The 17,921-nt window shown below is 35.8% G+C and carries 15 protein-coding genes and 1 other annotated feature (1 of these 16 cut by a window edge); of the genes, 3 read left to right on the forward strand and 12 right to left on the reverse strand.

Features of this window, described 5'->3' with window-relative positions; translation table 11 throughout:
• Window positions 1-5: 5 nt before the first annotated feature.
• The gene (gene ytfJ, locus J2Z82_RS03550) at window positions 6-539 is read right to left on the reverse strand and encodes a GerW family sporulation protein (RefSeq protein WP_209479410.1); all 534 of its coding nucleotides are present in this window, start codon (window positions 537-539) and stop codon (window positions 6-8) included.
• Between the two features lie 22 nt (window positions 540-561).
• The gene (locus J2Z82_RS03555; RefSeq protein WP_209479411.1) at window positions 562-1,131 is read right to left on the reverse strand and encodes a DUF2953 domain-containing protein; all 570 of its coding nucleotides are present in this window, start codon (window positions 1,129-1,131) and stop codon (window positions 562-564) included.
• 133 nt (window positions 1,132-1,264) lie between these two features.
• Here J2Z82_RS03555 and J2Z82_RS03560 point away from each other — a divergent pair, with 133 nt between their 5' ends.
• Entirely contained in the window at window positions 1,265-2,062 is a 798-nt protein-coding gene (locus J2Z82_RS03560; RefSeq protein ID WP_209479412.1) for an NAD kinase, read from the forward strand.
• 147 nt (window positions 2,063-2,209) lie between these two features.
• Here J2Z82_RS03560 and J2Z82_RS03565 read toward each other — a convergent pair whose 3' ends face one another.
• The 7 genes from J2Z82_RS03565 to refZ form a co-directional block, all read right to left on the reverse strand.
• A complete protein-coding gene (locus tag J2Z82_RS03565) occupies window positions 2,210-3,808 on the reverse strand; it encodes an amidohydrolase (protein ID WP_209479413.1) in 1,599 nt (532 codons plus the stop codon).
• Between the two features lie 165 nt (window positions 3,809-3,973).
• Entirely contained in the window at window positions 3,974-4,177 is a 204-nt protein-coding gene (locus J2Z82_RS03570; protein WP_092492300.1) for an alpha/beta-type small acid-soluble spore protein, read from the reverse strand.
• A gap of 635 nt (window positions 4,178-4,812) precedes the next feature.
• Window positions 4,813-6,015: a tRNA uracil 4-sulfurtransferase ThiI gene (gene thiI / locus J2Z82_RS03575; protein ID WP_209479414.1), complete on the reverse strand. Its 1,203-nt coding sequence runs from the start codon at window positions 6,013-6,015 to the stop codon at window positions 4,813-4,815.
• A 6-nt stretch (window positions 6,016-6,021) separates the two neighbouring features.
• Window positions 6,022-7,161: a cysteine desulfurase family protein gene (locus J2Z82_RS03580; RefSeq protein ID WP_209479415.1), complete on the reverse strand. Its 1,140-nt coding sequence runs from the start codon at window positions 7,159-7,161 to the stop codon at window positions 6,022-6,024.
• Between the two features lie 295 nt (window positions 7,162-7,456).
• Entirely contained in the window at window positions 7,457-7,768 is a 312-nt protein-coding gene (locus J2Z82_RS03585; RefSeq protein ID WP_209479416.1) for a hypothetical protein, read from the reverse strand.
• Between the two features lies 1 nt (window position 7,769).
• The gene (gene ezrA / locus J2Z82_RS03590) at window positions 7,770-9,461 is read right to left on the reverse strand and encodes a septation ring formation regulator EzrA (protein ID WP_209479417.1); all 1,692 of its coding nucleotides are present in this window, start codon (window positions 9,459-9,461) and stop codon (window positions 7,770-7,772) included.
• Window positions 9,462-9,821: 360 nt separating this feature from the next.
• A complete protein-coding gene (refZ, locus tag J2Z82_RS03595) occupies window positions 9,822-10,433 on the reverse strand; it encodes a forespore capture DNA-binding protein RefZ (protein ID WP_209479418.1) in 612 nt (203 codons plus the stop codon).
• A 116-nt stretch (window positions 10,434-10,549) separates the two neighbouring features.
• Between refZ and J2Z82_RS03600 the strand changes: the two genes are divergently transcribed.
• Window positions 10,550-11,032, forward strand: coding sequence for a GAF domain-containing protein (locus J2Z82_RS03600; RefSeq protein ID WP_209479419.1), 483 nt, complete (start codon window positions 10,550-10,552; stop codon window positions 11,030-11,032).
• A gap of 36 nt (window positions 11,033-11,068) precedes the next feature.
• Here J2Z82_RS03600 and J2Z82_RS03605 read toward each other — a convergent pair whose 3' ends face one another.
• The gene (locus tag J2Z82_RS03605; protein WP_209479420.1) at window positions 11,069-12,946 is read right to left on the reverse strand and encodes a sensor domain-containing diguanylate cyclase; all 1,878 of its coding nucleotides are present in this window, start codon (window positions 12,944-12,946) and stop codon (window positions 11,069-11,071) included.
• A gap of 510 nt (window positions 12,947-13,456) precedes the next feature.
• On the opposite strand from J2Z82_RS03605, the gene rpsD reads away from it, so the two are divergent.
• Complete coding sequence (rpsD, locus tag J2Z82_RS03610; protein ID WP_209479421.1) at window positions 13,457-14,059, forward strand: 30S ribosomal protein S4; 603 nt, start codon at window positions 13,457-13,459, stop codon at window positions 14,057-14,059.
• Between the two features lie 232 nt (window positions 14,060-14,291).
• Here rpsD and J2Z82_RS03615 read toward each other — a convergent pair whose 3' ends face one another.
• The gene (locus J2Z82_RS03615) at window positions 14,292-16,187 is read right to left on the reverse strand and encodes a heavy metal translocating P-type ATPase (RefSeq protein ID WP_209479422.1); all 1,896 of its coding nucleotides are present in this window, start codon (window positions 16,185-16,187) and stop codon (window positions 14,292-14,294) included.
• 216 nt (window positions 16,188-16,403) lie between these two features.
• Window positions 16,404-17,675, reverse strand: coding sequence for a tyrosine--tRNA ligase (gene tyrS / locus J2Z82_RS03620; protein WP_209479423.1), 1,272 nt, complete (start codon window positions 17,673-17,675; stop codon window positions 16,404-16,406).
• 71 nt (window positions 17,676-17,746) lie between these two features.
• Window positions 17,747-17,921 (reverse strand) — a binding site (T-box leader); it runs 29 nt beyond the window's last position.

A 17,921-nucleotide genomic window follows, 5' to 3' on the forward strand; every position in this document is an offset into this window, starting at 1 on the left:
GGTCATTATATATCATATCTTGTTTGGTCTTCTGATGGCTGCTGTTCCTGTTGCCGCTGACTACCCTGACGATTTGAATTCTGCTGGTCAGATTGTTGCTGACCTCGTCCAGATTTTTCTTTATTTTTAGGGGACTGAGCTGACTCTTTTAAAATTTGCTGGATTTTTTCAACTGCCTTTGGAGCAAAGTCAAGCATCTTCTCATAAATATGCGTGTTCTCATCCAAGTGAACCATCTTAATTCCCTTTGGACTTACAATTAAAAACGCAACTGGTGTAATGGATACGCCTCCGCCACTACCTCCGCCAAATGGTAATGAGCTTCCACTACTTGAGTCACTTTTACTTTGTCCTGAACCACCTGAACTGAATTCACTTCCACCTGCAGCAAAACCAAATCCTACTTTTGAGACCGGTATAATTACACTGCCATCTGGGGACTCAACCGGGTCTCCTATAATCGTATTAACCTCTATCATATCTTTTAAATTTTCCATAGCTGTTGTCATTAAACCTTGAATAGGATGTTCCTCTGCCATGATAATTCCTCCTTTAATCTGCTTAAATAATCGCTTCTTTATTTACTGGATATTTACGTATCACTTTAAGAATTCCGTATATAGCTTGCCCTATCCTTATTGATACAATGCAATCGAATTTTGACTCTATATATTTTTGATTAAAAAGCGGAACAACAGAAATAACTGGATCACATTTTATATTACTCTTTGCATTAATTAACCCTAATATCAATCCTTTGGTCCCCCAAATCCCCCCAGACACCATACCTGCTGAACTTGCATCCCCTGTTCCAAAATGAGTATTCCAATTTAGCTTTTGAAAATATATTCGTTTCAGTAAGATGGTAGCCACATCATTTAAATCCTTTATCTTTTGAAGAAAATTATTACTATAACTATGTAATAATTTTAGTATTTCTCGTATCGATTTATCCTCATAGGATTCCTCTGATAGGTCGATTAATTTATTCATTAATCGTATTCGATAAAAATAAACAGCTATAAAAGCAGTTTGTTTTTCCTGATTTAGTATCACCGTACTATTAACCTTGATTTTTGAAAATAAAATTAAAATAATGACTAACACAAAAATAATCAACAGTATTACCATAAATACCACCCCATATCATTTATTTTGCTACAAATTCGATAATTTACTCATACACTTTCAATCTGTTAGGAAAATTGAAATAGAAATGATATTCTTGAATAAGAATAATCTCAATCTGGAGGTACTGATAACGATGCCAAATCGAAAAAATATTTATTTCTTTCATCAACAAAATAATCTTGAAAATAAATTGCAGCCACTAATTGAGCTTGCACAAAAAAACGATTTCACCATTGTGGATGATCACAAACAAGCTAATGTTATTATAAGTATTGGCGGTGATGGTGCATTTTTACAGGCTGTTCGAAAGACAGGATTCAGGCAGGATTGCCTGTATACAGGAATAACACAATCTAATGAGTCTGGACTATATTGTGATTTTAATATGGATAACTTTGACGAAATGCTGCATTCAATGGTTAATGAAGAGATGGAGGTTCGTCGTTTTCCAGTCATAAACATACAGGTTAATGGAGAAACTTCGTTTAATTGTTTAAATGAGGTTAGTATTCGTTCTACCATCATTAAAACAATTGTAATTGATGTTCATATTGATGACATGCACTTTGAAACATTTAGAGGTGACGGATTAATTGTCGCTACACCTACAGGCAGTACTGGCTACAATAAATCAACTCAGGGAGCCATAATTGATCCAAAAATCCCATGTTTTCAAGTATCAGAACTCGCTTCCCTTAATAACAACCGCTATCGTACATTAGGATCCTCCTTTGTCTTAAGTAAGGATCGAAAGCTTACATTAGACATCATACAAGATGGAAACGATTATCCTGTTATCGGATTGGATAATGAGGCCTATTCCATTCGAAACATTAAGGATTTAACGGTGACCTTAAGTGATAAAGTAATTAAAACGGTGAAACTAAAAAACAACTCCTATTGGGATCGTGTGAAACGAACATTTTTATAAAGAAAGAGACTTGGACTTTAGTGATTAGTGAAAGTAAAATCCGAACTATGATTCAAATTCTTGAAATAGAATTCGAATTAGTTCGGATTTATTTGTTGCTGATTAGATATAATAGATCCAGTAATTAAAATTGAACGTTCTAAACATCTAACCTGCATTATTATTATATACGATGTCCCCATCAATAACAGTCATTGCCACTTCTATCTCATGAATATGCTCTGGATCAACCTGGAAAATATCCTCTTCCAAAATTGTAAAATCTGCGGAATAACCATCAATAATCAGACCACGTTTATTTTCCTGTGTAATTGCACTTGCACTACCAACCGTATATAATCGAACTGATTCAAATAATGAAAGCCTTTCTTTCGGCTGGTATACCTCGCCATCATAATATGATTTTCGAAGCATGGCTGCCTGAATTCCTTGTAATGGATTAGCATCCTCAATCGGTGCATCTGAGCTACCAGCACAAAGTACACCACTATCCAGCATTGTTTTCCAGGCATATGCTAATTTAATTCTATCCTCACCTAATCTATCGAGAGCCCAAGGAAAATCCGATGAAACAAACGCTGGCTGAATATCAACGACCACTGGTAATTCCTGAAGCATTTTTAAAGAAAAATCATTTAAAATTTGACCGTGGATAATCCTGTCACGTGCTCCATTTTGAAGTGGATATTTTTTAATTAATTTTGTTATTTCATCAACAGCTTGATCTCCAATAGCATGAACAGCTATTGGAAGACCATGTGCCCTGGCAGACCGTACAATTTCTTCCAAGTAATCAGAGTTATGAATCGCTACCCCGTAATTCTCAGGATCGTCCGTATATTCTTGTGTCAGCCATGCTGTTCGACCACCAAGAGCTCCATCTGAGAATATCTTAACAGCACCAAGTTCAACGTATTCTGTTCCATCCAAGTATCCTAAATTCTGATTAATCATGTCTTCCATAACCTCATGATGAACAAGTAGATGTGCCTTGAATTTTTTGGCGTTTCCATTAATTGCATTTAAAAAGGCGTTGTATGTTTTTAGAAAACCGCCATAATAATTGAGATCTTCACTGTGTCCACCTACTAAACCTTTTGCCAACAAATCATCGACAGCTATTTTTATAAGCTGCTGTAAAAATTCCTGTGATACATCAGGCATTGCCTGTTTAATTAATTCCTGTGCAGTATCTAGAAATAAACCAGTAGTATCACCATTGTCGTCTCTTACGATAATTCCCCCTTGGGGATCTGGCGTCTGATCATTTATGTAAGATATATCCATTGCTTTTGTATTAGCTAAGAGTGCATGTCGGCATACACGTGTCAACATCATAGGGTTATCTGGGCAGATTTCATCCAACTCTTTTTTTGAAATAATTTCTGGGTTATCCCATTGATTTTCATTCCAGCCTTCTCCAATAAGCCACTCCCCTTCTGATAAATTAGCAGTACGGTTAAGAAGTGCTTCTTTTATTTCTTCCGGAGACTTCATTTGTGACAAGTCTAAATGCAGTAACTTTTCACCGTGTCCTATTATGTGCATATGACTGTCCACAAAACCAGGCAACATCGTTTTTCCTTTAAGATTAACTTCATTGTCAATTTTGTCATAGAAATCATGATATAATCTTTCATAAGTACCAACAGCTTTTATAATACCATCCTCTGTATAGACCGCTTCAACAGCATCACCTTCGTTTTCCATAGTATAAACTGAACCACCAAACCAAAGTCTTCCCATATAAAATACTCCCATCAACAAAATTTCTACTCTTCTATGAGCACTTTACCTACTTAAAGCAGAAAAATCAAGAAAGAAAATCAGGAGACTTAATAGTAAAAGCATTAGTATACTTAAAAGGGCTACCCTTAAAGGATAGCCCTAGCCATTATTATTATATTGTTGTTATTGTGACATTCCGCCAAATTGTTGTTCAGCAGACTGAACAAGACGTTTTGTGATTTCTCCACCAACAGATCCGTTTGAGCGAGAAGTTGAGTCAGGACCAAGTTGAACACCAAATTCCTGAGCGATCTCAGTTTTCATTTGGTCTAATGCTTGTTGTGCACCAGGTATAACTAATTGGTTTGAACTATTGTTGCTAGCCATGTTCATCACCTCCTTGATACTTCTATATTGTGTAGCAAGAAGGATTTTTAAACTGGTAGTTGTTGTTAGTTAAGAGAAATTTTATGAGTGCTATTTTCCTAAGCTAACGAGTTCAGTTTTAGGGGGAGAAAACAATTTTCTTAGTTTTTAATACCCGAATAATATTGTCATGGTATGCTTGTGTACTTAAACTGGCAGGATTATACAATAAGGGAATTAAGTATTGCCACTTGGAATGAGGAATCGACAGATAATCGAAGTGAATCCTCGTTCCACTAAATAGCAGAAAAGGTTCTCTTTGAAGGGTGAGTCGGATCCTCGTTCCGTTAAAAGCAGAAAATCAGCCAAATTTGAGGCAAATATGACAAATAGCGGAATGAGGATCCGTAACAGTCGAAGCGGATCCGAAATGTATGCTAAATTATTATGAGACTTTTAATGTTATTACATATTCCTCTCTAACTGAATCCGTATTTCGTAAGCATAGTTGCAATTGATAAACTGCAAAGTAACATGGATAAATAGCTGTGTGCTGTGACAGCGTTTCGGAAAATACAAAAAATCTCACAGTGGGCGGCCTTTACGAGCAAGGTAGACTAAGAACGCCACGTCCTATGGCAACTTCTGCCAAGCCTTTATAAAAGATCTTCGAATTCCTTTTTCGCATCTGTTTGATTAGTTAGTTTAACAACTTCAATCCCACTTATTGTCTCTTCTATTAATGCAGAAAAGTCTTCCTGTGACTCAAACATATTCACTTTCTCTCTAGCAGGTTTCGTCTTTGGTGACTTTGGAACAAAAATAGTACAGCAATCCTCATAAGGACGAATTGAAATATCATACGTATCAATTTTTCTTGAAATATTAATAATATCATTCTTATCCATTGCAACTAATGGTCTGATGATTGGATAATTTGTTACTTCATTTATTGCATTCATACTTTCCATTGTTTGACTTGCTACCTGGCCAAGGCTTTCGCCAGTGGTCATCGATAAAATAGACTCATTCCTGCATACCTGTTCACTAATACGCATCATCATGCGGCGCATAATTGTCATTGCATACCCGTCAGGCATTTCACGAAAAATATGCTGCTGCAATTTAGTAAATGGAACAACGTGAACTTTGATCGAATGCCCATATTCCGTCAGTTTCTCTGCTAAGTCCATTACTTTCTGTTTCGAACGTTCACTCGTAAATGGTGGTGAATGAAAATGAATAGCCTCTAATTGAACACCACGTTTCATAGCAAGGTATCCCGAAACAGGGCTGTCAATTCCACCTGACAAAAGCAGCAAAGATTTTCCTGATGTACCCACCGGTAATCCGCCGAGCCCTGGAATTACACTGGATGTAATATAAGTTGCTTCTGTTCTAATTTCAACTTTGATCTCCAAATCTGGCTGGTGAACATTAACCGTATAGCCAGTTGTACTTGATAAAAGATGCCCACCCAGCACCTGGTTCATATCCTGTGAACGAACAGGAAAATTCTTATCAATCCGTTTTACGGAAACTTTAAACGAATTAACATTTTCACTATTATTTAGTGCCCATAATGCTGCTTGTTTAATTTCCTCTTCATCGTTACGAACCTTAACTGCCAGACTAAGGCTTTGAATTCCAAAAACTTCACTGCACCTTTGCATAACAGGGTCAGGTTCATGCCCATTTAATAGGACAAACATTCTACCTTGTGTACGTTTTACTTTTACCTCAGGAAAGGCCTTTAACTTTCTGCGAATATTACTTTGCAGTTGTACGATAAACTTCTTTCTATTTTTACCTTTAAGAGCCATTTCCCCGTATCGTATTAAAATATGATCATATTGCATAGTTATCTACTCCATTACTGCTTTTAGTTGATTTACTGCTTCCTCTAACGCCTTTAAAAACGTATCAATTTCACTTTTAGTTGTATCATAGGACATGCTGATGCGAAGTGCAGATGTGGAACGATCTGTGTCATACCCGCAAGCCGCTAATATTTTACTCTCATCCGCCTGTTTAGAAGAACAGGCAGATTTAGTTGAAATATATATTTGCTTTTCTCCAAGCATATGAATAATTACTTCAGGCTTTAATCCCGGTACAGAAATGTTCATAATGTGTGGTGCTGCCTCTTTTGGCGTATTAATTACCACACCTTCCATTTCAGCCAGTTTGTTCCGGAGAAACTTTTGTAGCTGATACATGTCCTTAACTTCTGTCTTTTCTCGTTCTTTTATTAACCTTAATGCTTTTACAATTGAAACAGCACCAGCAAGGTTCTCAGTCCCAGAACGGAGAGAACGTTCTTGACTTCCACCGTGAAGCAACGGATACATCGTTGTCTTTTTATTCACATATAAAATACCAGTTCCTTTTAATCCGTGAAGTTTGTGTCCTGAAATGGTGCATAAATCAATTCCGCTATTTTTGAGTTCTAAAGGAACCTTACCCATGCCCTGAACATTATCTACATGAAAAAAAACCTTTGGATACTGTTTAAGAATTTCTCCGATTTTTTTGATTGGCTGAATTGATCCGAGCTCATTATTAACATGCATCATACTTACCAGAATCGTATCATTCCTAATTGAATTCGTTAAATCCTCTATAGAGATTACACCATTTTTATCAACAGGTAAATATGTTAGTGTAAATCCTAGATTCTCCAGACTGTTGCATGCCTCATAAACAGAAGGATGCTCAATTTCAGTTGTGATTATGTGCTTACCACGCCCCTGGTGTTTAAATGCAATTCCCTTTATAGCCAGGTTATTCCCCTCAGTTCCTCCAGAAGTAAAAATAACTTCATCCTGTTGAACATTTAGCAACTGTGATGCTTGCTCTTTCGATTTTATTAATAATTTTTCAGCTTCACCGCCAAGTTGATGAATGCTGGATGGATTGGCAAAAAATCGCTCAGTAGCCTGATAAAAACTATTAAGAACGGACGGGTCTGGTTTCGTCGTTGCGCTGTTATCTAGATAAATCATATTTAATTCTCCTTAAAATTTTATAAGTGAAAGCAAGCTTTAGAAAACTTGGCAATCGTTAAAGGGATTATTATGAAAGTGTATTTCACTTTCTTTTAACCCCTATACCTGGAGTGCTAGCCTTAATGGCCAGTTCCTAAGCTACACTTATACTATTTATACATTCATATTTGCCATTAGAAAAACTTGGCTTTCACCAAGTTTTAGAAGTGAAAACCAAAGTTTCACTTATACTCATAAATATTTCTTCTGCTGATAGTATTAAACTTATCTTTCCCATAAATACTCTTTACAATTATTTTACATCCAACATCTCTAATAAAGCATCGATTGATACTTTACCACTGTCATTAGAGAGCCTAACACTTCCGAGCTTCGGCGATGGATACTCCTTTTTGTTTTTCACTGCGTATACTCTTTCAGTACTGTCTTTCAATTGATTAAACGCTATTTCACTTTTCTCGACTATAACATTGCTCGATGTTACATGTTCTTTTACAATAACCGGGCTATTCTGTGTCGTGAAAAACATAAATATGACAAATCCCCAAACACATATTGTACTAGTACCCAGGAGCAGTAAAACCCCTTTATAGCCTTTATGCATATTAATTAGCTGCCTTTTGGTACTCTTCTATGCGTTTTAATGCACCAGGCTCAATCTCTTCTACAGCTTTAGCTGCCTGTTCAATGGCAAGATCATATTCATAGGAACGAAATAAACGCTCAGATTCTGACAACTTAGCAGCAAGAATTGGGTATTGACTTCGATATCTGTTCGCGTATTGGATAACTTGTTCTGTCAAAAAGGCCTGGTCTAACATTATTTCTGTTTGTTCTGTTACATGATCAACCGCAGTTTTTGCATCTGTTAATGCATGTTGTACTGCTGTAATATCCAATGGATGCTTATCTAATAATTTAAGTACTCGGGCATTCTTTTCAGATGCTTCCTCCATAATATTCCAAATAAATCCTGGAACTCCTGGAATATTACTTTTATTCAGCCTGCGATTAATATGATATAATTCATTTTTCATATCAGTTAATTTTTCTTTTGCTTCCAATTCGTCTTTCCTTAAATTTTGTATATGCTTCTTAAATTCATCATGCTTCTGCTGTAAATCATCAACTTGCTGAAATCCATTCTCCAACTTAACACGCAGATCGGAATGCGTACTGTTTTCAGTTTCAATGTCATTTGAAAGCTCTTCAAGCTGATTTTTTAATTTTAAAATAGACTTTTCCAGTGACAAATACTTTTCCATATCACTGTCTTCAAAGTAATAGGTTTTCTTTAACGTTTCCACTTCTTCTTTTGTTGTATGAAAATTCTCCTCTAAACTATTTAACGCTTCCTGATAGCTTGGCACCTTGGCTTCAACATAATTCTTAGCGATAGCTTCCTTTTCAAGTAACTGGTACATTTCCGCTATTCTCTCTTCTATTTCTTCTATTACGATGCCAGCTTCATAAGTATCTCCTTTTTCAAGGGCACTTACACAATCCAGCAGACGGCGTTGATAGTTATGTACTTCCTTCTCAAATCCAAGATGCTCAATACGGTAACCGTCTTCCTTCATATCTCTTAACCCTTTACATAATTCGTCCAATTGGGCCGGTAAGTCATGTTTGCATGTTTTATATATTGTTGGAAATGCATCAATTTGGATTTGAAGTGCCTCCAACTTTTGCTTGAGATCTTCAACAAGCTGATGTGCTTCAGAATAATCACCAGATCCAACTAGTTCGTTATATTGATTAAGTTGTTCATCAAGTTCATCAATCTCCACATCAAAACGGACTTCTGCTTTACCATATTGGTAACGATTTTGTGAAAGCTTTTTGCGCAATGCTTTAATATCAGGCTGTATTTGTTCGATTTCTTTTCGGCTTGATTCTTCAGACTCCATCAGTTCATCTAATTCCTCAAGCATATTTTTGATATCTTTTTCAATTGATTGTAATGTCTGCTCTACTTTTCGCAGTGTTTTTTTAGCGGTGGAAAACCGATATCGATCTGCAGCTTCTTCGGCATCAAATAAATATTCTTCAATATCTGGCAGCTCCTTAGTTACGATGTACTCCCATCGTTCTTTCCACGCTTCAAATTTCTCCTGTGTTTCGCCAGACAAATTTAAACTTTTAATTCGTCCAAGCTGTGATGCAATATTCCGATTCATAATATCCATTTTCCATGCTTCCAATCGGTCAACAACATCATATACCCGTTTTCGTAAAATAAGTCCCACAATTATTAGTGCAATAATTACTAGAATAATTCCTATGATATATGCCATAAAATGCCTCCTAACTAAATTCCTGAATAAGAGGATAGTCTTTCGTTGAATTCTCTTGAAGAACAGGTATTAATAATTTCATTTTATTTTTAAACATGTTTTCTTAGGGCCACTTATGTATTGGAGCCAAGCCCTGCCTTATGGCAAAAGCTTAAGTTTCCCTTTTGGCAGTTAAAAATAGTTATGCAACTTTAACTACAAAAAAGTGTATAATTATCTCATTATTATACTTATGATACCATGTAATTAACATTTTTGGCTAAAAATTTACAAATAAATTAAGGATTTGACAAATTTTATTAACAAAAATAAAAAATGGCATTAAATAAAAGCCATTTTTGCATATTTTTAAGATTACTTTTAGATATTTTGTGCCACAACGTAATCTAACCAATTCTCAATTGTTCGAATATAATTTTTAGCAAATTGATTATGAGAATCTGTCCCGACTACCTGGTTTTTCCACTCATTCTGCAATATGTAAGGAGTAATCAACATACCTTTCAATTGCATTAATAAAAATTGACTATCCAAATTATTCTTTTTCTGTTTTGGGAAAATGGCATAAAACGAGTTACTAATAAAATAATTTTCTTTTGCAAGATACGTAACAGTCATTTCACGAACAAATACAGAATCCAGTGATAACTCACGGTGAATAAAACATGAGAATTGATGGTTACTCTGTTTGTAATGTATAATGGCTTCAATCATTTTTTTCAAGCGTTCCAATGGAGAGATGGATTCATTATTCAACATAGCTGTCTCAATCGCTTTTAAATAGGCTTCATAATATTGTGTAACAGCGTGCTCTAGAAGACCCTGTTTACTATTAAAATAGTAGCTGATCAACGAAACATTGACAGTTGCTTTATCTGCAATGTCTCTTACAGACGTTCCATGAAAGCCATTTTGAAAAAATAGTATAGAAGCTGCATCAACAACTTTTTGTTTAGTTGGATTTTTTTTCATCAGTTTTCAACTCCTTACATCTCTTTTACGACAAAGTGAGGATTTATCCTGCAACTTTCTCTCGACAAAAATTTAAGTGATTTGTCGAAATATACACAGTCGAAAGGAAAATTAATATGTTTCAAGCAACTGCTTATTCTGGAAATAAAGCTAAAGATTACGAATTATTACTAAAACAACTAACCGCTTTGTCTGAAGGTGAACAAGATGATATTGCTATTTTATCGAATGCATCATCATTATTAAACCAATTCCTTGATGAAGTAAACTGGGTTGGATTTTATTTATGGAAAGAAGATGAATTAGTACTTGGACCATTTCAAGGGTTACCCGCCTGTATTCGAATTGCTTCCGGCAAGGGTGTCTGTGGTACCGCTATAAAAGAACAAAAAACCCAACGAGTTGCAGATGTTATGGCTTTTCCTGGTCACATCGCCTGTGACAGTGCTAGCAAGTCTGAAATAGTCGTACCATTAATTGTAAATAATGAAGTTTATGGTGTTCTCGATATTGATAGTCCAATTAAGAACCGATTTGATGAAACAGATCAAATCTACATCGAAAAATTTGCGGAAATACTAGAAGATATTATCAGGTAAAAATTAAAGTGGCTGTATTGGTTCAGTCACTTTAATTTATATATTAGAATGCTTTTTTAGTTTCTTTTCCTTTACAACGCAGTTTTTCCCAATCTCTTTCGCTTCATATAATGCTTTGTCTGCACGAATGAAAACATCACTAACAGAATCCAGCTTCTTATCAATCCAGGATGATACACCACAGGATAGTGTAATTCCTGGCTCGGTAAAGCTTTCAACTTGCGTCCGAATTTGACCAGCTAATTCCACGCCATCATCAATACTGGCATTAGGCAAATAAATGGCTAATTCCTCTCCACCCCATCGTGCCGGAATGTCCTCTTGCCCCATTTGTGTTCTGATAATATTTGCAACTTGAACTATTACCTCATCACCAATGTAGTGCCCATAAGTATCATTTATTTTTTTGAAGTCATCAATATCAAATAGAATTAACGTTCCTTTTTCATCTGATTGCATATGTGCTTTTAAAGATTCGTCAAGATGATTCCGTGAATATAACTTTGTAAGATAATCAGTAATAACTGATTCCTCCAATTTATCCTTTAAAATAGAATTCGTCAGCGCTAGGGTGGAATGCTGAACAAGAGATTGCATTAACTTGTAGCTTTCAAAGGAAAAGAAGTATCTTTCCTCATGCATAATTATAACTGCCCCATGAACCTTACCAGAATGTATCATCGGGATTGCCATAATAGAACGATATGGGATATCCCTTTTGAAATCACCACTAAACATTGGGTCAGCATTCGCCTGCATCTGTCTTAGTATGTCTTCAGCAAATATTTCACCTTGTTTTGTTGCAAAATAGCTTGTGCTGCCTGACAAAAGATCGAATCCATCATCAGAGTTATCATTAACATACATAAAGCCCGCCTGCGTGGCGCGACACGCTTCAATTATTTGCTTTCTTACAATTGAAATGATTTCGGTAAGCTTTAAATTTGAATTCAGTTTATGAGTAGCTTCGTTTATTAATTTCAAATCAGATACGAGATGTTTGGAATGCTGGTAAAGTGTTACATTTTCGATTGCCGCACCTGCTGTATTTGCAAATTGAGTAATGAAATCAATTTCATCCTCGGTGAAGTCAACAGCATGAGGAGTAATAATTTGCAATACCCCATACACTCCTTGCTTTCCTCTTAAAGGAGCATAAATACTCGTATTCTTATCTTTTACACGGTCTTCCAGCTGTACTTCTCCTGTAAGAAAAGCCTGCGTGCTCACTCGCTTCGTCGCAGCATCACTATACTCAATTGTTTTAATTGGCAGAGAGCTTTCCGCTTCATAATCCTGAGATAATAATAAATAATACGTAAACGTTGGGTAGAGTTTATACAAACATTGAACAATATCTTTCAAAATATCCTCTTTAATATTCATAGAATATAAACGTGTAGACATATCAAATAAGAATTTACTTTTACTTACACTGTTCTCACTTAATTTATAATAATTAACCAGCTTTAATAATTGTTCTGTTTCCTGTTTAACTATCCCAACACTATTATTAGATAGAGGATCTGCATCTTTCGGGTAGGAAAGAAATACAAAACCTGACGAACCAAATTTTGGAAATAGTGGTATAATGACAGAGTTAAGTAATTCACTTTTCTCTTTAAGAATTGATTTTCCATCTGAAATATCAGATTCCATAAGTTGTTGATTAATATCACTAAAGTCTACTAGACTTTTCATGAACAAATCTGTCTCTTTAGAACCTGTTTTAATTTCATACTTTTTATTCCATTTATTATATATATATATTACTGAATGAGTCGTGTTCAAAATAGTTGTTAAGCGGTTCGTGACTACTGATAAAAGTTCGTCATATGAAAAGTGTGCAATATCAGAGATCAATTCAAAGTATGTACTTCTAATTCTCTCTTTTAATTTATGTTGAGTTATCATCTATATTATCACCCATCTTATCGATCTTAAGATTTAACTATTCCTTTATTATATCGAAACAATTATCAATTTCCTATACAGTTTTAAGAAAAAAGCTGTTTTCTAATAGATTGTTGCTTTTTTTTACAAGTAGTTGATTTAAACTGCCCCTCTGGAGCTATGTTTATTTCCGGTGTGGTTGTCATGGAACTTAAAGTATTTTTCAACATTGAGTTAAAGTATATATTAATAGCAATAATACTTTAAGAAAATAGCCAAGAACAAAGCTCGTATTAGTGAATTAATCATGTTTTTATTGACTTTCACTCTTATAGCTTATATACTATTGTTTGTGTAAAATAAAAGGTAGCTTACGTGAACCTACGTTTATGTCATTTTATTCCTCAAAAATGAGGTGTATCGTGTAACTCTCTGCTGCTGGAGCGATGGTACATGAAAATAAAATGTATGACGGATTTGGAACACACTGTTTATTTTATGCCAATAAACTAATAAAGGAGGAAATGTCTAATGGCACGATTTACTGGATCAGTATGGAAAAAATCACGTCGTCTCGGCATTTCATTAACTGGAACTGGTAAGGAATTAGATAAACGCCCTTACGCTCCAGGTCAACATGGACCAAATTCACGCAGAAAAATTTCTGAATATGGTTTACAGCAACAAGAAAAGCAAAAACTTCGCTTCATGTATGGATTAAATGAACGTCAGTTCCGTAATCTATTTACAGAAGCTGGTAATATGAAAGGTATTCATGGTGAAAACTTCATGATTTTACTTGAATCTCGCCTGGATAACCTTGTTTACCGCCTTGGACTAGCTCGTACACGCAGACAATCTCGTCAGCTAGTAAACCATGGTCATGTAACAGTTGACGGCAAGCGTGTTGATATTCCATCATATCGCCTAAAACCAGGTCAGGTAATTGGTCTACGTGAAAAGTCGCAGAATTTGGATATTATTAAAGAAGCAATCGAAGTAAACAACTTCGTTCCAGAATACCTTACTTTTGACGCAGATAAAATGGAAGGAAGCTACACTCGTTACCCAGAGCGTTCTGAACTTCCAGCTGAAATCAACGAACCACTTATTGTTGAATTCTACTCTCGTTAATAAACGAAACTCCAAAACCCTTGATATAATAAGGTATTTGGAGTTTTTTTCTGTATACAATTTATTCGTCTTCATCCTAACCATCAAGTGCATTATTTCCCAGATATGCTAACGGCATCCAAATTGTGTTATCAAGGCTTCCTTTGTATTTTTATATTCTCTATACCCCTGTTAATCCTTTTCTTTTAGGTAATTACCCCCTTCTAGCTGTATATCTGAGTTAGTGACTTCTTTATGCATGTGAAATCTGTAAACTTACTTCTTTCCTTCTTTTTTTACGGTTAAAGCGGATTAACCGCATTGCATTTAAGATTACAAGCAATACACTTGCTTCATGGATAAACATACCAGATGCAAGATGTACGGATCCTGCTAGTACACCGGCTAAGAGAACAAATACAATCCCCACTGAAAAGAATGTATTTTGCTTCATATTGCTAACGGTTGCTTTAGATAGTGAATAGGCATGTGAGAATTGCATAAGTCTATCTGCCATTAAGACAACATCGGCAGTTTCCATAGAAACATCTGTACCACCTTCACCCATTGCCAATCCGATATCAGCCGTAGCAATTGCTGGTGCATCATTAATACCGTCCCCCGCCATTGCGACGACATGTCCTTCATTCCTCAATTTCTTCACGAAGTCAACTTTGTCTTCTGGTAATAATTCCGCATGGTACTCATCTAATCCTAATTTACTCGCAACTAATTCAGCAGTGTGTCTGTTATCACCTGTAAGCATAACGATTTTCTTAATGCCGTTTTCCCTCATTTCAGCTAAAGCTTTTGGAGCATCTTCCCGAATTTGATCAGCAATGGAGAAAACACCTGCTACTTTACCATCAACTGCGACATATATTGCAGTATTACCTGCCATTTCACGGTTCACAGCATATGCCGCAACCTCTGCTGGTACCTCAATATTTTCGGTATTCATTAAATGACGATTTCCTATAGTTAGCGATTGATCGTTAACTTTTGCAAAAATTCCATTTCCTTTTATGACTTTTCCCTCTTTAGGTTCTCCTCTGAAATCTATCTTTCTATTACTTGCTTCTTTTACAATAGTTTGACCTAAATGATGCTCCGAAATTGTTTCCGCCTGTGCAACTAAACGCAATAATTCATTTGAATCCTGATAATTAAATAATCGTATATCGGTAACTTCAGGCTTTCCTTTTGTTAATGTGCCTGTTTTATCAAATACTAGTGTGTCCACCTTAGAGAAGTTATCCATTACTTCGCCACCTTTAACCAAGACACCATTTTTGGCACCATTTCCGATACCAGCGACGTTTGAAACAGGTGCTCCGATCACCAATGCACCAGGACAAGCAACAACTAAGAATGTGATAGCTAAATGAAGATCTCTTGTCAATATATATACCGCAATCGATAGTATAACAACTGCTGGCGTATAAACATTGGCAAACTTATTAAGAAACTTCTCTGTTTTCGATTTTGATTCCTGGGCTTCTTCCACAAGTTCGATAATTTTAGAAAAAGTAGTATCATCACCAACTTTTTCAGCAACAATTTCAATATAGCCATTATCTACAATAGTCCCACTAAAAACCTTGTCATCTAACTTCTTGGGTGCGGGTACTGATTCACCTGTAACAGCTGATTCATTTAACGATGCCTGACCGGACGTAATACTTCCATCAACAGGAACACTTCCACCAGAACGAATAATAACATGGTCTCCTTCTGCTACTTCTTCAACCGGGACTGTGACATGATTCCCATTACGGACAACAACAGCTTCTTGTGGAGCCATATCGACTAGGTTTTTTAAAGACGAACGTGTTTTCACTAAAGTACGTGCTTCCAAATATGCCCCAAATAAAAATAAGAAAGTAACTACAGCTGATTCAACGTATTCACCGATAATTAAAGCACCAATGACGGCGATAGTAACCAGCAATTCAATACTGAAAGCCTTCATCCGAAGTGCCTGGAAGGCTTTGATAAATATAGGAACACCAGCGATAACGGTTGCAATGATCAAAGTGATATCCTTGGCACCTCCATTTCCCATAAACCCGGTTGTAAAACCAAATATAATGAGAATTGCTGTAATTGCTGTAATATGATTTTTATGTTGATTTATTGCTTTAATCATTTTTATTCTCCCCCTTTAGTCTTCATCTTCTTGATACCTTAATTATAAGGTTCTTCCTGTCTAAAGAAATTGACGGCCATCAAGATTAGGAGATTTTATTTAAATAAATTACTAAAAAATACACACGCCATTTTCAAATATGAAATAGCGTGTGTATTGGATGTTAATTGGGTGCGTGCACTCTAGAAATGTACCCATCATATGTTTTTTAACGATCTATTTATAACTTATAAGGAAATACTTTTTCTTTCCGCGTCTTATTATTGTAAACATATCATCAATACGGTCTTCTTCACTAATAACGTACTGCAACTCTTGCTGACGCTCACCATTTATATAAATTGCTCCATTTTTAATATCTTCTCTTGCTTGTCGCTTTGATGATGAAATAGAAGCGTTAACTAAAAGATCGATTAAGCCTATTTCTTCTTTAGGGGCATCGTGAGCAGGAACACCTTTAAAACCCTGCTTAATATCTCCGGCTGATAGTTCTTTTAAATTTCCGCTGAAAAGTGATGCTGATATTTTCTGTGCTTGTTCAAGGGCTTCCTGACTATGAACTTCGCGAGTCATCTCTTCAGCTAAACGTTTTTGTGCCAAACGATTCTCAGGGTTGTTCTCTACTTCTTTTTGTAACTGTTCCAATTCTTCCTGATCGAGAAATGTAAAGTAATATAAGAATTTCATTACATCACGATCATCAGCATTAAACCAAAATTGATAAAATTCATATGGTGTTGTTTTTTCTGGATCTAACCAGATAGAACCACCTGCTGTTTTACCAAACTTGGAACCATCAGCTTTTGTAATCAGTGGTACAGTTAAACCAAACACTTTTGTTTCCTCGTCCATTTCTTCTCTGGAACGACGAATCAGTTCCATACCAGCAGTTATATTCCCCCATTGATCACTGCCGCCAATTTGCATAGTACAATTTTCTTGTTCATATAATTTAAGATAGTCTAAAGATTGAAGGATCATGTAACTAAACTCTGTATAAGATATGCCTTGTTCAATCCGAGCTGATACAGATTCCTTGCCAAGCATGTAGTTGATACCAAAATGCTTTCCCGCATCCCGCAAAAAGTCAATAACAGTCATACTTGCAAGCCAATCATGGTTATTACGGGCAACAGCAGCATTTGACCCACTATCAAAATCAAGCAGTTTTGCTAATTGCTGTTTAATCTTTTCACTGTAACCTTTTACAACGGTCGCTTCGTTCAGTGATCGTTCAGTGGAACGACCGCTTGGATCACCAATCATTCCTGTTCCGCCACCAATCAATGCTATTGGTCGATGTCCAGCCTTCTGAAACCTTTTTAACATTGTGATAGGCAGCAAATGTCCTATATGTAAACTATCAGCAGTCGGATCAAACCCACAATATAATGTTACCTGATTCTCTTCCAAATGCTTGGTTAACCCCTCCGTATCAGTAGTCTGATGAATCAAATTGCGTTTTTCCAAATCCTTTAAAATATCCATTTTCTTCACTCTCCATCTTTTACTATTAATACTATCTTAATTACAAATAAAAAAACCCATCCCTAATATAAATAAGGGACGAGTTTACGCTCGCGGTACCACCCTTGTTGCACATGCCACCTTGGGATTGTTAACGATGATATCACCGTCTTCTTTTGTAAATAGGAAGAAACTCCAGATTGTAATTCGCCTGCAAATATATACTAACTCTCACCAACCGTTAGCTCTCTTAAAAATTGAATTGCA

It is taken from the genome of Virgibacillus litoralis, assembly GCF_017873675.1.
GTDB classification, from domain to species: Bacteria; Bacillota; Bacilli; order Bacillales; family Amphibacillaceae; genus Lentibacillus; species Lentibacillus litoralis.